The sequence below is a fragment of the Ewingella sp. AOP8-B2-18 genome (genome assembly GCF_052376015.1).
GTDB lineage: Bacteria > Pseudomonadota > Gammaproteobacteria > Enterobacterales > Enterobacteriaceae > Ewingella > Ewingella allii.
Genome location: NZ_JBQSVB010000004.1, coordinates 90,924 through 105,052, shown reverse-complemented (window position 1 = coordinate 105,052; position 14,129 = coordinate 90,924). Strand labels below are relative to the sequence as shown.

At 52.2% G+C, this 14,129-nt stretch carries 13 protein-coding genes; 7 read left to right on the top strand and 6 right to left on the bottom strand.

The window, feature by feature from the left end:
- Positions 1 to 19 precede the first annotated feature (19 nt).
- Positions 20 to 919, top strand: coding sequence for a LysR substrate-binding domain-containing protein (locus ACT3RR_RS10255; protein WP_353502075.1), 900 nt, complete (start codon positions 20 to 22; stop codon positions 917 to 919).
- A 24-nt stretch (positions 920 to 943) separates the two neighbouring features.
- Here ACT3RR_RS10255 and apbE read toward each other — a convergent pair whose 3' ends face one another.
- Complete coding sequence (apbE, locus tag ACT3RR_RS10250) at positions 944 to 2,008, bottom strand: FAD:protein FMN transferase ApbE (RefSeq protein WP_496200240.1); 1,065 nt, start codon at positions 2,006 to 2,008, stop codon at positions 944 to 946.
- Positions 2,009 to 2,094: 86 nt separating this feature from the next.
- Positions 2,095 to 2,664 (bottom strand): DNA endonuclease SmrA, encoded by a 570-nt coding sequence (smrA, locus tag ACT3RR_RS10245; RefSeq protein WP_496200239.1) that lies wholly within the window; start codon positions 2,662 to 2,664, stop codon positions 2,095 to 2,097.
- Positions 2,665 to 2,892: 228 nt separating this feature from the next.
- Here smrA and ACT3RR_RS10240 point away from each other — a divergent pair, with 228 nt between their 5' ends.
- Positions 2,893 to 3,690, top strand: coding sequence for a mannosyl-3-phosphoglycerate phosphatase-related protein (locus tag ACT3RR_RS10240; RefSeq protein WP_496200238.1), 798 nt, complete (start codon positions 2,893 to 2,895; stop codon positions 3,688 to 3,690).
- 33 nt (positions 3,691 to 3,723) lie between these two features.
- Complete coding sequence (locus tag ACT3RR_RS10235; protein WP_353502079.1) at positions 3,724 to 4,944, top strand: glycosyltransferase family protein; 1,221 nt, start codon at positions 3,724 to 3,726, stop codon at positions 4,942 to 4,944.
- A gap of 70 nt (positions 4,945 to 5,014) precedes the next feature.
- Here ACT3RR_RS10235 and ACT3RR_RS10230 read toward each other — a convergent pair whose 3' ends face one another.
- On the bottom strand, positions 5,015 to 6,043 hold the full coding sequence (locus ACT3RR_RS10230; RefSeq protein ID WP_353502080.1) for a TerC/Alx family metal homeostasis membrane protein: 1,029 nt from the start codon (positions 6,041 to 6,043) through the stop codon (positions 5,015 to 5,017).
- 163 nt (positions 6,044 to 6,206) lie between these two features.
- Between ACT3RR_RS10230 and ogt the strand changes: the two genes are divergently transcribed.
- The 3 genes from ogt (at position 6,207) to uspE (ending at position 8,875) form a co-directional block, all read left to right on the top strand.
- Positions 6,207 to 6,791, top strand: coding sequence for a methylated-DNA--[protein]-cysteine S-methyltransferase (gene ogt / locus ACT3RR_RS10225; protein ID WP_485900542.1), 585 nt, complete (start codon positions 6,207 to 6,209; stop codon positions 6,789 to 6,791).
- Between the two features lie 199 nt (positions 6,792 to 6,990).
- Positions 6,991 to 7,746, top strand: coding sequence for a fumarate/nitrate reduction transcriptional regulator Fnr (fnr, locus tag ACT3RR_RS10220; RefSeq protein ID WP_353502081.1), 756 nt, complete (start codon positions 6,991 to 6,993; stop codon positions 7,744 to 7,746).
- 169 nt (positions 7,747 to 7,915) lie between these two features.
- The gene (gene uspE / locus ACT3RR_RS10215; RefSeq protein WP_353502082.1) at positions 7,916 to 8,875 is read left to right on the top strand and encodes a universal stress protein UspE; all 960 of its coding nucleotides are present in this window, start codon (positions 7,916 to 7,918) and stop codon (positions 8,873 to 8,875) included.
- Positions 8,876 to 8,957: 82 nt separating this feature from the next.
- Here uspE and pntB read toward each other — a convergent pair whose 3' ends face one another.
- Both pntB and pntA read right to left on the bottom strand, forming a co-directional pair.
- Complete coding sequence (gene pntB, locus ACT3RR_RS10210) at positions 8,958 to 10,349, bottom strand: Re/Si-specific NAD(P)(+) transhydrogenase subunit beta (RefSeq protein ID WP_496200237.1); 1,392 nt, start codon at positions 10,347 to 10,349, stop codon at positions 8,958 to 8,960.
- Positions 10,350 to 10,359: 10 nt separating this feature from the next.
- Positions 10,360 to 11,889, bottom strand: a complete 1,530-nt coding sequence (gene pntA, locus ACT3RR_RS10205) for a Re/Si-specific NAD(P)(+) transhydrogenase subunit alpha (protein WP_496200236.1) — start codon at positions 11,887 to 11,889, stop codon at positions 10,360 to 10,362.
- Positions 11,890 to 12,424: 535 nt separating this feature from the next.
- On the opposite strand from pntA, the gene ydgH reads away from it, so the two are divergent.
- Positions 12,425 to 13,390: a DUF1471 family protein YdgH gene (gene ydgH / locus ACT3RR_RS10200; protein WP_353502085.1), complete on the top strand. Its 966-nt coding sequence runs from the start codon at positions 12,425 to 12,427 to the stop codon at positions 13,388 to 13,390.
- A 107-nt stretch (positions 13,391 to 13,497) separates the two neighbouring features.
- Here ydgH and ACT3RR_RS10195 read toward each other — a convergent pair whose 3' ends face one another.
- Complete coding sequence (locus ACT3RR_RS10195; protein ID WP_353502086.1) at positions 13,498 to 13,917, bottom strand: hypothetical protein; 420 nt, start codon at positions 13,915 to 13,917, stop codon at positions 13,498 to 13,500.
- Positions 13,918 to 14,129: the final 212 nt, after the last annotated feature.

Here is a 14,129-nt window from a genome sequence, read left to right as displayed (position 1 = left end):
GTGAAATAAGGACGACACCGTGCAAGACGATCTGAATGACATGGCTTACTTCGCCGCCGTGGTGCAGCATCAGGGGTTCACCGCCGCGGGGCGGGTGATCGGCGTGTCGAAATCGGTACTGAGTCGACGCATTGAGGCGCTGGAGGCTCGTCTGGGCGTGCGGCTGTTAAATCGCACCTCGCGGCACTTTTCCGTGACGGACGTCGGCCTGCGTTATGCCCAAGAGTGTCGAAAAATGCTCGAGCAGGCTCAGGCCGCCCGGCAGGTGATTGACCAATCGCGGCAGTTCCCGCAAGGCTTTTTGCGCGTCACTGCCCCGGTGATGATGGCAGAAATCGTCCTCGCGCCGATTATTAGCCAATTTCTCAAGCTTTATCCGCAAGTGACCTGTGAAGTGCTGGCGATGAATCGCACCGTGGATCTGCTGGAGGAGAACATTGATGTGGCGATTCTCTCGCACAATGCGCCGCTGGAGAGCTCCTCGCTCTACCGTCGCGCTCTGGGGCAATTGAAAAATCTGTTGGTCGCCAGCCCTGAATTTATCGCCCAATGCTCCGTTGCGCCGAGTATCGACACCCTTGAGCAGTTGCCGGTGCTGACTCGCCATGCCACCACGCCGCGCAGCGAATGGCAGCTCCATCACGCCGAATTGGGCAGCCGAAGCGTGCAGGTGCAGTCCCGTTTGCGCAGCAATAATCTGCTGGTCATCAAGCAGGCCGCCATTGAGGGGCTGGGGATTGCGCTGATTTCAGAACACGTCTGCGCGGACGCGCTGGCAGAGGGAAAACTCGAGGTGGTGATGCAAGAGTGGCACACCGCGCCGTCGTATATTTCGGCGCTGTATGCCAATAAGAAAGGGCAATCCTCCGCCCTGCGCGCCTTTCTCGACTATTTAAGTCAGGCGATGGGGCGAGAGTGATTGTTGCAGTCCCACTACCTTAGCTTACTCAGGATCGCGCAAATACGCCTTAAACTGCGGGGTCATGTGCACCTCAAAGCCGTCCGGGGTTTTGGTGATCAGGTACACCGCCAGATGCTCTTTCTCTGCCAATGCCATGGCTTTTTTGGTGCCGAGCACCATCAGCCCGGTGTCCCAACCATCGGCCTCCAGCGCGGTAGAAGCAATCACCGTGGCGGAAACCAGCTTGTGGGTGATCGGATGGCCGGTCGCCGGGTCAATGATGTGCGACAGGCGCTTGCCGTCCAGCTCATAATAGTTGCGATAACTGCCCGACGTGCTGATGCCCATGCCCTGTAGATCCACAATGGCCTGCACTTCATTATCTTTATCCGTCGGCTTCTGAATCGCCACCTGCCAAGGATTGCCCTTCGGGTTGTGCCCGCGAGACACCACGGCGCCGCCGACGGACACCAGATAGTTGCTAATGCCGTTAGCTTCCATCAAACGCGCCAAATGGTCGGTGGCGTAGCCTTCGCCCACGGTGGACAGGTCGACATACATGTTCGGCATATCTTTTTGCAGATACTGACCGTCACTCTGCTGGATCACTTTCAGATGCTGTAAACCAATCTCCTGACGCGCGGCGGCAATTTGCTCATCGGTCGGCGTTTTGGTTGGCTGTTTTTGAGGGCCAAAGCCCCACAAATTGACCAACGGGCCGACGGTGATATCCATTTCGCCACCGGTTTTCTGCCCGATACGCAGCGAGGTCACAATGGCGTCGGCCATGCCCACGCTGATGGGCTGCGGCGCAGTACCCAGATATTGGTTAAAGCGTGAAAGCACCGAGTCTTCTTTGTAGGTCGACATCTCGTGGTCATCTTCCGCCAGCTGCGCCTCAATCTGCTTACGCAGCTCGGGTTCGCGGCTCTTATCCACGCCTTGCAGGCTAACCCGGTAGAAAGTCCCCATGGTTTTGCCGTCGATGACCAGCGCATCTTTCGACGAATTAGTGACGTTGTCACAGGATGAGAGCAGGCTTGCCCCGGCAATAACCCCCGCCAGGCTTAATGCCAGCGAGATTGAGGAACGCTTAAATTGGAACATGTAGTTGGCTCGCTAAAAAAACAAACCGCCTGCGGAGCAAGCGGTAAAAGTGTTGGGACAGTACGACATGTCACTTAAACAAGGAATTAACGACTGCGTTTCGCATGGCGTTCCCAGTTCTCTTGTTTGGCCTGGGCGGTTTTCTTCAGCGCGACATAACAGGCCCCGGCCCCGCCGTCTCGCTGTAGCGCGACGCTGAACGCCTGCACTTCATCGAGCTGCTTCAGCCATTTGGCGACATAACTTCTGACAATGTTGGCGTGGCTGTCATCGTCACGACCACGGCCATGGATAATCAGCAGCGTGCGTAAACTGTGGGTTTGTGACTCGCAGAAGAAGTTAAACAGCTCCTGACGACAGGTTTCGACCGGCTTTCTGAGCAGATTCAAACTGGCTTCTAACGGATATTTCCCCGCCCGCAGTTTATCCAACACGCCCTGCTGCACGCCGCTCTGTTTGTACTCCAACGGCTCATCAAAAGGCAGAATATCAAGAAAGCCGGTGGTGAAGGTGTTCTCTGGCCGCTCAGGTTCGGTTTCCACGCTATTCTTTGCCGCCGGATGCCCGCCGCTTTTGAGGTAAACCACGCGTTTATCGCTTGCCAGTGGCCTGACATCGGCCATTTCCTGACTAAAGAGTTGATCATCATCTTTCATCTAAACGCCCTCCCGTTACGCCTCTAGTTTACCTATTTTTGCCCGCAGAAACAGACCCGCGCCAGGCCAACAACAGGTCGATTGGGGCTGCTGAAACCTTTCTCCCCTGACCTCGCGTCTCGGGCCCTCGCCCAGTGAATCTGAATTTTCCGTATATACTGAATGATTAGGGGGCGAAATAATCATTCGTGATTGTATTCGTTTCCTTAATGAAATTGAGGAGAAATAATGCCGTACCTTGATGATTCCTTGGTAGTTTTTACCGACCTTGATGGCTCATTACTCGACCACGACAGCTACTCTTGGCAACCGGCGCAGGGCTGGCTGGACAAATTAGCTCAGCACGGGGTGCCAGTCATTATCACCACCAGTAAGACCTCGGCTGAAGTCTCCTCCTTGCAGCGTGATTTGCAGCTCGGTCACTTACCTTTTATCGCTGAGAACGGGGCCTATATTCATCTCCCCGCCAGTGAGGGGCCGCAGCATCAGGTGATTGGTGCGGATTATCAGCGAGTGCGTGAAATTTTAGTCCAACTTCGCCAAAGGTACGATTTTGAGTTTCGCGGCTTTGGCGATGTCAGCCCGCAGCAAGTCGCAGACTGGACCGGACTGTCTCTCGACGATGCGAAGCTGGCTATGCAGCGCCAAGGCTCGGAGCCTTTAATGTGGTTTGGCAGTCAGCCGGATTTCGCCCATTTGGAAAAACTGCTGGCGGAGGAAGGCCTGGCGCTAACCCGCGGCGGTCGTTTCTGGCATGTCATGGGCCGCGAGGCGGGCAAAGGACAGGCGGTCAAGTGGCTGACTGAGCACTATCAGCAGCAGCGAAGTAAGCCGCTGGTGAGTCTGGGTCTGGGAGACGGCCCGAATGATATTTCCATGCTTGAAGCCGTTGATTTCGCGGTGGTTATCCGTGGAAAGCATGACCAAAAAATGCCGCTAAACAAGGCCGATAACAATATTTATCGCACCACTTTGTATGGTCCGGAAGGCTGGAAACAAGGGCTGGATCACTTTTTATCCCTTTGATTTTAATACTTTACTCATTTACGGGAGTGTTCTATGAGCGATTTTTATCAGGATGGCATCATTACCAATTTCCACAATCTGACTCGTCGCAAGACTGAAGAGCTGGAGTATGACCTGCAGGTCTTCTCCGGTCGTCGCTCAATGGGGCTTATTTTACCTTCGCTGTTCTCCGAGCTGGAAGGTCCGGCGCTGACCAAGATTGTTGATGAACTGACCCAAGTTCCCTATCTGGATGAGATTGTCATCGGCCTTGACCGCGCTGACCGCGAGCAATTTTTGTTTGCCCGTGAATTCTTCTCGCGCCTGCCGCAGCGACATCGCATTTTGTGGAATGACGGCCCGCGCCTAAAAGCGCTGGATGAAGAGTTGCAACAGAAAGGCCTGTCGCCAATGGAGCCGGGCAAAGGCCGCAACGTCTGGTTCTGCGTCGGTTATACCCTCGCCTCGCGCCGTACCTCGGTGGTCGGGCTGCACGATTGTGACATTGTCACTTATAATCGCGATATGCTGGCGCGCCTGATGTATCCGGTCGCCAACCCGAACTTCAACTATGACTTCTGCAAAGGCTATTATGCCCGCGTGGCGGATGGCAAATTTAACGGTCGCGTCGGCCGCCTGCTGGTCTTCCCGCTGCTCAAATCGCTGCAAAAGGTCTACGGCAACTCCGATTTCCTCGACTATCTGCGCACCTTCCGCTATCCGCTTTCTGGCGAGTTCGCTATGCGCACCCACGTGCTGAATGACCTGCGCATTCCGAGCGACTGGGGACTGGAGATTGGCGTGCTGTCAGAGATGCATCGCAATACCGCCACCAAGCGTATCTGTCAGGTGGATATCGCCGACAACTATGACCACAAACATCAGCCGATGTCGGAAGAAGATGCCAGCAACGGCTTGCAGCGTATGAGTATTGATATCACCAAGGCGCTGTATCGCAAGATGGCGGTGCTGGGGGTGAATATCACCAGCGAGTCCTTCCGTATTCTGAAAGCGACCTACTATCGCAACGCGCTGGATATGATTGACGGCTTTGAAAATGACGCACGGATGAACGGACTGTCCTTCGACCGCCATAACGAAGAGTCGGCCGTAGAGCTGTTCTCCAAAGCGATCATGGAGGCCGGTCAGGCCTTTGTGGATACGCCGAGTGAGAAACCCTTTATTCCGAGCTGGAGCCGCGTCCAGTCGGCCTTCCCGGATATGCTCGATCGGCTGCATGACGCGGTTGAGTTAGATAATGAAGGTGATGTGTAAACCAAAAAGTCAGGGCGCCATAGCAGGCGCCCTTTTCAAAAGAATTTAACAAAAGAAAGTAACGGGACGCTTAGGCGTCCTGTTGTTTTTTACCGGGGAACAGGAAGCTGGCGACGATGCCCAGCGCCAACACGCCCAGCACCACGTACAGGCTGGTCATGGCGCTGATATTGTAGCCATGGTGCCACAGATGGTCGCTGGAGTTCAGCGCCAGTTTCACCGCCACGAAGAACAGCAGTGAAATTACCGATTTTTCCAGATGCACCAGATACTTACGCAGCGCTTCCAGCACGAAATACATGGTACGCAGGCCCAGCACGGCAAACATCATGGCCGAGTAGACAATCAGCGGCTCGCGGCTAACGGCAATTACCGCCGGCACGCTGTCAAAGGCGAACATTACGTCTGAGATTTCTACCACCGCAATACATAGCAGCAGCGGCGTGGCGTAACGCACCCCCTGCTTCACTTTAAAACTAAAATCTTTGTTCTCGGGCTTGGCCAGATCGGCTTCCACTTCCTGACTGGTGACCAAAAATTTTGGCCCAATCAACTTCGGATACACCGGGAAGAAACGACGCACCAGGCGGTTGGCGATGTGGTCGGAGTAGTCATCAGACTCTTCGTCGTCATTGCCCGCGCGCATCATCAAAATCGCGGTCCAGAGAATCACAATGGCGAAAACCATTTCAACCCAAGGTCCTAGCGCCAGCAGGCTGGTGCCAATCACCACGAAAATGCCACGGAAGACGATGGCGCCAATCACGCCCCAGTAAAGAATGCGATGGCGGTAGCCGTCCGGCACTTTGAACCAGGCAAAAATCGCCATGATAACGAACAGATTGTCGACCGACAGCACCTGCTCTAAGGCATAGCCGGTGAGGAACAGGCTGGCGACCTCTTTACCGTGGTGATAATAGAGAAAACCGGCGAAAGAGAGTGAAACGGCGATCCAAAAGGTGGTCCACAGAGAGGCACTTTTCAGCCCGATAGGCTTGTGACTGCGATGAGCCAGAATATCAATAAGCAGCGCCGCGACGGCGACGACAACAAAAACGGCGGTGGTTTCCGGCGGGAATCCCAAAGAGACTGACTGCATTGCACTTCCTGATAAGTAAACAAAAGCTAAACGATTGTTGCATTGTAAGCGGTTGTGCTGATGTTGGGTATTGAAAGTCGAAAAATGCTATGGGTCATGCAATAATTCGCGACGCGTCTTGGTCTTTGTTGAAGAAACTGTCGGAAAACTGTCGGAGAAACCTATGTTGACGTTAAAGAGTGAGACTATCGCCACCCCGCTTGGTGAACTTGAGATCATCACCGATACCCAAGGCCAGCTGCGCGCTCTGGAGTGGGCGGATTTTCACTCGCGTTTGCTGCAACTGTTAGTACGCCATTATGGGCCTGACCATTCGTTAAATCCTTCCACAGCCTCAACCGCAAAATCTGCCGCTAAACCAGGTTTTTCCCTCCATCAAGATAATGTCGCGCAAAATATTCGCCAGCCAATCGAAGACTATTTCGCCGGAGACTTAGCCGCCATTGACACCCTGCCCGTTGCAACGGCCGGAACTGAATTCCAACGCACGGTGTGGAAGATGCTGCGCACAATTCCGTGCGGGCAAATTATGACTTATGGGCAGATGGCCGCACAGCTCGGCAACCCAGGCGCGTCAAGGGCCGTCGGGCTGGCAAATGGCTCCAATCCCATCAGCGTCGTGGTGCCTTGTCATCGGGTGATTGGCAGCAACGGAACGCTGACCGGCTATGCCGGTGGGGTGGAAAGAAAAAAATGGTTATTGGTGCATGAAGGTTATTTATTTGATCAACAAAATTCACTTTTTTAATACATTTAATCTAATTTAGATCTTATTGATTCTCGATTGACTTATTTTTTAGCAGTCGAGATCAAATAATAAGAAAAAAATCCCTTTAAAAATCGGGTATTTTAATAATTTAGCCCTTTTGGCCTATATTCCCCACTTATCAATTCTGGCAAAAGATGTTAAAATTGACCCATATCAATATTGCCAGAGTGAATCTATTATGATCCCGGAAAAACGTATTATTCGTCGTATCCAATCTGGTGGTTGTGCAATCCACTGCCAAGACTGCAGCATTAGTCAACTCTGCATTCCTTTCACGCTCAATGAGCACGAGTTGGATCAACTCGATAATATTATCGAAAGGAAGAAACCGATCCAGAAAGGCCAGGCGCTGTTCAAAGCAGGCGATGAGTTGAAATCCCTGTATGCCATCCGTTCCGGGACCATTAAGAGCTACACCATTACAGAACAAGGCGATGAGCAAATTACCGGCTTCCACCTCGCGGGTGATTTGGTTGGTTTTGACGCTATTGGTGGTTTAGAGCATCCGAGCTTCGCTCAGGCTTTAGAAACGTCCATGGTCTGTGAAATTCCTTTCGAAACCCTCGACGACCTGTCTGGCAAAATGCCTAATTTGCGTCAGCAAATGATGCGTTTAATGAGCGGCGAAATTAAGGGTGACCAGGATATGATCCTGCTGCTCTCGAAGAAAAATGCTGAAGAGCGTTTAGCGGCATTTATTTACAACCTTTCTCGTCGTTTTGCTGAACGTGGTTTTTCTCAGCGCGAATTCCGCCTGACCATGACTCGTGGCGATATTGGTAATTACCTTGGTTTAACGGTTGAAACTATCAGTCGTTTATTAGGCCGTTTCCAGAAATCGGAAATGCTTAGCGTGAAAGGTAAATATATCACTATTGAAAATCACGCGATGCTTTCCCAGCTGGCAGGTCACTCGGTACCCGTCACCGCGTAGCTCATAAGCTACTCATAAATAAGTCCTCTCTCCGATCGGATCAGCAAAGACAATAATTTGTTGATCCGACTCAATTTCTGCTCTGTCCGATTGCTTAATCTTGGTTTACTCTGTACTTAATACACTGAGCTATAACGCTGTTCAATCACAGGTGTTAAGGAGTTTCCTCATGGCTAAGTATCAGAACCTTCTGGTCGCAATTGACCCAAATCAGGATGACCAACCCGCCCTGCGACGCGCGGTTTATTTGGTCCAACGAAACGGCGGGCGAATTAAAGCCTTCCTGTCGATTTATGACTTCTCCTATGAAATGACCACCATGCTCTCCCCCGATGAGCGTTTAGCCATGCGTCAGAGCGTGATTAACGAACGGGCGGCGTGGATCGCAGAACAGGCTCGCTACTATGTGGAAGCCGGTATCCCGATTGAAATCAAAGTGGTGTGGCATAACAAACCTTTCGAAGCCATTATTCAGGAAGTGATTGCCGGTGAGCACGACCTGCTGCTCAAGATGGCACATCAGCATGACCGTCTGGAGTCCGTAATTTTCACCCCGACGGACTGGAATCTGCTGCGAAAATGCCCTTGCCCGGTATGGATGGTGAAAGACCAGCCTTGGCCAGAAAGTGGCAAAGCGCTGGTGGCGGTCAACCTGTCCAGCGAAGAGCCTTACCACGACCCGCTCAACATCAAATTGGTAAAAGAAACCATCGAGCTGGCGGACCACGTGAACCACACCGAAGTGCATCTGGTGGGCGCTTATCCGGTCACGCCAATTAATATCGCCATTGAGCTGCCTGATTTTGATCCGAGCGTTTACAACGACGCGATTCGCGGTCAGCACCTGATTGCGATGAAAGCTCTGCGGCAGAAATTCCAACTGGATGAGAAGTTCACCCACGTTGAAAAAGGCCTGCCGGAAGAAGTGATCCCAGATCTCGCTGAGCATCTACAAGCCGGCGTGGTGGTTATCGGCACTATCGGCCGCACCGGCCTGTCCGCCGCGTTTTTGGGGAATACCACCGAACAGGTGATCGACCATCTGAAATGCGATTTGCTGGCGATTAAGCCAGATGATTTTGAATGCCCTATTACTTCTGAAGATGTTGAAGAGCACGACGACGAATAACGGATTTTATTCACCGGGAAACGCCAAAGAAAAAGCCAGTTCATTACGAACTGGCTTTTTTGCTTTTACTGCGGGGAAACCGTCAAAGTGCGCGAAGAATATTCTCTACGCTCTCTTTCGCATCGCCAAACAGCATTTGGGTGTTGTCTTTGAAGAACAGCGGGTTCTGAACGCCAGCGTAGCCGGTATTCATTGAGCGTTTGAACACGATTACGTTCTGCGCTTTCCACACTTCCAGCACCGGCATACCGGCAATCGGGCTGCGCGGATCTTCCTGAGCCGCCGGGTTTACCGTGTCATTGGCACCAATGACCAGCACCACGTCGGTGTCGGTAAAGTCGTCGTTGATTTCGTCCATTTCCAGCACGATGTCATACGGCACTTTTGCCTCGGCCAGCAGCACGTTCATATGGCCCGGCAGACGCCCTGCCACCGGATGAATGCCAAAGCGAACTTTGATACCCAGGGCGCGCAGTTTGGCGGTGATATCCTGAACCGGATACTGCGCCTGCGCCACCGCCATGCCGTAGCCCGGCGTGATGATCACCGAGCTGGCGCTTTTCAGCATTTCCGCCACGTCTTCCGCACTGGTTTCGCGGTACTCGCCCATCTCTTCGGCATCGCCGGTAGAAGAGCCATCCGTACCAAAGCCGCCCGCGATCACGCTAATAAACGAACGGTTCATCGCTTTACACATGATAAATGACAGGATTGCACCGGAAGAACCCACCAAGGCACCCGTGACGATCAAAAGGTCATTGCTCAGCATAAAGCCGGCCGCCGCCGCTGCCCAACCTGAATAGGAGTTGAGCATGGAGACGACCACCGGCATGTCCGCGCCACCGATGGAAGAAACCAAATGCCAGCCGAACGCCAAGGCAATCAGCGTCATGATCAGCAGTGAGAACACCTGCAAACCGACGCTATCGGTGCGAACAAAAGTGACCATCAGCAGGAATGAAATCACCAATGCGGCCAGATTCAGCTTGTGGCGATGCGGCAAGGCGAGTGGCTTGGAAGAGATAATCCCGCGCAGTTTGCCGAACGCGACGATGGAGCCGGTAAAGGTTACGGCCCCGATAAAGATACCTAAGAACACTTCGGTGAGATGGATGTTTTCCATTACCGAGTCCATGGCAACCGCGCCGTGGTCAAGGTAGCTGTTGAAGCCAACCAGCACCGCAGCAAGACCCACAAAGCTGTGAAGAATGGCAACTAGCTCCGGCATTTCGGTCATTTCGACTTTACGCGCCAGATAGATACCAATGCCCCCGCCAATCACCATCGCGACGATTATCCAGCCAACGTTGCCGGAATCAGGCCCAAGAATGGTGGCAATCAGCGCGATCGCCATACCGGTGATGCCGTAGATATTGCCCTGTTTTGACGTTTCGTGTTTTGACAATCCAGCCAGGCTGAATATAAACAGAATAGCGGCAACGATATAGGCTGCTGTAACTAATCCCCCAGACATATGCTACCCCTTAATTCTTACGAAACATCTTCAGCATGCGCTGAGTGACGGTGAATCCGCCAAAAATATTGATACTGGCAATCAGAACCGCAACAAACGACAGGAAGCTAACCCAGCCCCCGTGACCAATTTGCAGCAGCGCGCCAACGACAATAATCCCTGAAATGGCATTGGTGACTGACATCAACGGCGTGTGCAGCGCGTGGCTAACGTTCCATACCACGTAATAACCCACCACGCAGGCCAGAGCGAACACGGTGAAGTGAGACAAGAACTCCTTCGGCGCCACGTTCGCCAGCCAGCCGAACAGGATGATCGCCACGGCCATGATGATGTATTTGGTGTAAGGCGACGCGGGCTTGGACTCGACTTTCTCCTGAGGCGCAGCCTGTTTGGCGGCCTGAGGCTGGGCGGAAACCTGAATCGGCGGTGCCGGCCAGGTGACTTCACCGGCTTTCACCACGGTCACGCCGCGCACCACGGTGTCTTCAAAATCGATCTCGATTTCACCGTTTTTCTCTTTGCACAGCAGCTTCAGCAGGTTCACCAGGTTGGTGCCATACAGCTGGGAGGATTGAGTCGGTAAGCGGCTCGGTAAGTCGGTGTAGCCGATGATTTTGACACCGTTTGGCGTGGTAGTGATGGTGTCTGCGACCGTCAGCTCGCAGTTACCGCCGGTTTGCGCGGCAAGGTCAACGATGACGCTGCCCGGTTTCATTGACGCCACCATGTCGGCGGTGATCAATTTAGGTGCCGGACGGCCTGGGATCAGCGCGGTGGTGACGATGATATCCACTCCCGCCGCCTGCGCCGCGAACAGGGCCATTTCAGCTTTAATGAAGGCATCGGACATCACTTTGGCATAGCCGTCGCCGCTGCCCGCCTCTTCTTCGAAGTCCAGCTCGAGGAACTCCGCGCCCATACTCTGCACTTGCTCTTTCACTTCAGGACGGGTGTCGAAAGCGCGGACAATCGCGCCAAGGCTGCCCGCCGCGCCAATCGCCGCGAGGCCGGCGACGCCCGCACCGATAATCATCACTTTGGCAGGAGGCACTTTGCCTGCGGCGGTGATCTGCCCGGTGAAGAAACGGCCGAATTCGTGAGCGGCTTCAACAATCGCGCGGTAACCGGCGATATTGGCCATGGAACTCAGGGCATCCATGGATTGCGCGCGGGAAATTCTCGGTACGGAGTCCATAGCCAGCGCGGTCACATTGCGCTCGGCCAGCTTCTGGATTAACTCGGCGTTTTGCGCAGGCCAGATAAAGCTGACCAGCGTTGAGCCGGGCTGCAGTTGGGTAATTTCATCGCCTTCAGGGGCATTAACCTTCAACACGATGTCGCTGTGCCAGACGTCAGCCGAACTGACAATTTGTGCCCCGGCCTGTATGTAGGCCGCGTCGTCAAAGCTTGCCAATTTTCCGGCGTCTTGTTCAATGGCAACCGTAAAGCCGAGCTTTAGCAGCTGTTCCACCGTTTTCGGCGTTGCTGCGACTCGGGCCTCATTGGTCAACCGCTCTCTTGGTACACCAATACGCATAGTTATTCCCTTCACCCTTTTTATTGATGATTAACACGCCGACAGCGCTTTTTTATTGCTGAACCTGTCGAATTGTTACCGTACCGAAGTTAATTTTTCCGACTGTTTATAACCTACTGAATTTGTGATTAATAATCTACGTATCGCAGTAATAGCCAGAGAATGAATGATTAATTCATGATGATGGGCAAGAAATTTGCCGCTAAGCGCTAAAAAATAGGGAGCCAATTAACGTTTTCGCAGCAGAACTGCCGCCGTTTGCCGAAAAGAAGAACATTCGGCTCCACGTCTAATCAGCCTTAAGGTTAGCAAAAGGTGAATAATTAACATTTATTTCACCTCTTGGAATATACCTAAAACTTATATAAGTTATGGGCTGAAAAAAAAGTGATGCAGGTAGCGGTTAGCAACATCATTAATGACATAAATTACTGAGACACTCGGTATTGTTACATGCAATAATCGGCCGCTAACCTGTTACACATCAAGAATTCAGCACGTTTCAACATTACTGCGCAAGGTGAAAGGATTTTTTATGAAGCTGACCAAAACGATCATCGCATCGGCTCTGTGTTTATCTTTAACGGCTATTTCCGCCTTGTCAGCAGCACAGGCAGCCCAGGAAATCGCTCCAGAAAAAGCAGCCGCCATCAAACCCTTTGATCGCATCGTAATTTCCGGTCGTTTCAACACGCTGGGGGATGCGGCTGACGCCGTTTCTCGCCGTGCTGATGCACTGGGTGCAGATTATTTTTATATTCAAGACACAAACAGCTCAGGTAACAGCGGTAACTGGCGCGTCGTCGCGGACATCTATAAAAAAGATGCGGCCGAAGTCAGTAAGAAAACCACTTACCGTGAAATTAATGGCGTAAAAGAATTACCGAAAGAAGAGGCTTACCTGCTTGAGCCTTATGACACCGTGACCGTCAGCGGCTTCTACCGTAGCCAGCCAGACGTGAATGATGCCATCACCAAAGCCGCGAAAGAGAAAGGTGCTTACTCCTTCTTCATCGTGCGTCAGGTTGATGCCAACAGCGGTGGCAACCAGTACATTACGGCTTTCATCTACAAGAAAGATGCTGCAAAACGCGTCGTGCAGGATCCAGACGCTATCCCAGCTGATTCCGAAGCAGGTAAAGCCGCGCTGGCAGCTGGCGGTGCCGCGGCTAAGAAAGTGGAAATCCCAGGCGTTGCTTCTTCTGGTAGCCCAAGCCGTTCCGTGGGTCGCTTCTTCGAAACTCAATCTTCTACCGGGCAGCGTTATACCGTAACGGCAACCAACGGCGCGAAGATTCAGGAAGTGAACAACGTGACTGCAGCACAGATGGCTCCGTTTGATTCCATCACTTTCACCGGCCACTTCAATAGCATCACCGACGTCTCTCAAGAAGTGGCGAACCGTGCTGCAGCCAAAGGCGCGAAGTTCTATCACATCACTCGCCAGTGGCAGAACAAGAGTGGTGGTAACCTGACGGTTAGCGCTGACTTGTTCAAATAATAACCGCGTTAGAAATAACAAAAGGCAGCCTGCGGGCTGCCTTTTTGCTAACGCTCTTTTACTCAAGATCTTTATATTGTTACGGCCAACATCAACCTAAACGACGTTTAATGCTGATGCACAGGCTGCAGAATTTCCACGCGCAAATGGTCATTACTTTGCACTAGCTGCAAGCTATGTTTGCATTCGCTTTTTATGGTATTCAACTGCTCATCGTTAAGCGCATAGGGCAAATTAATATCCACGCTATAAAGCCCCTGCTGTTCCGCCAATTCAATTAAACGCACAATATTGGTTTCATCGCTTACCTGCGTCGAAACCACTTGTAGCGCTAAACTTCTCAGGCGCTCCTGCTTAGATTTTTCTTGTGAGGTGCGGGATCGAAGTACCATGCCGAAGAAAGGCAGCACTCCATAAATCGCGTCGATAAAGCTCCACTGCTTTTTGCATGATGCAGAAAGGTATTCCATGTAATCGAAGGAAGCTTTTTCACTGCGCACATCGGGTATCAGGCGATTATCGCTCATCCCCTATTCCTCTCCTGGCCAGTGTTAGGACGGTTAAACGCACGAAGAATGAATCAGTTAATATAATGCAGCGTAATATATTTCGTTAAGTATATTCGCCTCTATAATGGCATATTTCACGAAGCATGCGCTAGTCGGTTGAGCGGGCAAAACGCAATACTGTGTCGCATAATGTGAATGTTAAAATATTGTCAGTTTTTCTACGTTTGTCT

Excerpts from the sequence above, each read along its gene's own strand:
- apbE (WP_496200240.1), bottom strand. The coding sequence starts at position 2,008 with ATGTTCCAATTTAAGCGTTCCTCAATCTCGCTGGCATTAAGCCTGGCG.
- smrA (WP_496200239.1), bottom strand. The coding sequence starts at position 2,664 with ATGAAAGATGATGATCAACTCTTTAGTCAGGAAATGGCCGATGTCAGG.
- ACT3RR_RS10240 (WP_496200238.1), top strand. The coding sequence starts at position 2,893 with ATGCCGTACCTTGATGATTCCTTGGTAGTTTTTACCGACCTTGATGGC.
- ACT3RR_RS10235 (WP_353502079.1), top strand. The coding sequence starts at position 3,724 with ATGAGCGATTTTTATCAGGATGGCATCATTACCAATTTCCACAATCTG.
- ACT3RR_RS10230 (WP_353502080.1), bottom strand. The coding sequence starts at position 6,043 with ATGCAGTCAGTCTCTTTGGGATTCCCGCCGGAAACCACCGCCGTTTTT.
- ogt (WP_485900542.1), top strand. The coding sequence starts at position 6,207 with ATGTTGACGTTAAAGAGTGAGACTATCGCCACCCCGCTTGGTGAACTT.
- fnr (WP_353502081.1), top strand. The coding sequence starts at position 6,991 with ATGATCCCGGAAAAACGTATTATTCGTCGTATCCAATCTGGTGGTTGT.
- uspE (WP_353502082.1), top strand. The coding sequence starts at position 7,916 with ATGGCTAAGTATCAGAACCTTCTGGTCGCAATTGACCCAAATCAGGAT.
- pntB (WP_496200237.1), bottom strand. The coding sequence starts at position 10,349 with ATGTCTGGGGGATTAGTTACAGCAGCCTATATCGTTGCCGCTATTCTG.
- pntA (WP_496200236.1), bottom strand. The coding sequence starts at position 11,889 with ATGCGTATTGGTGTACCAAGAGAGCGGTTGACCAATGAGGCCCGAGTC.
- ydgH (WP_353502085.1), top strand. The coding sequence starts at position 12,425 with ATGAAGCTGACCAAAACGATCATCGCATCGGCTCTGTGTTTATCTTTA.
- ACT3RR_RS10195 (WP_353502086.1), bottom strand. The coding sequence starts at position 13,917 with ATGAGCGATAATCGCCTGATACCCGATGTGCGCAGTGAAAAAGCTTCC.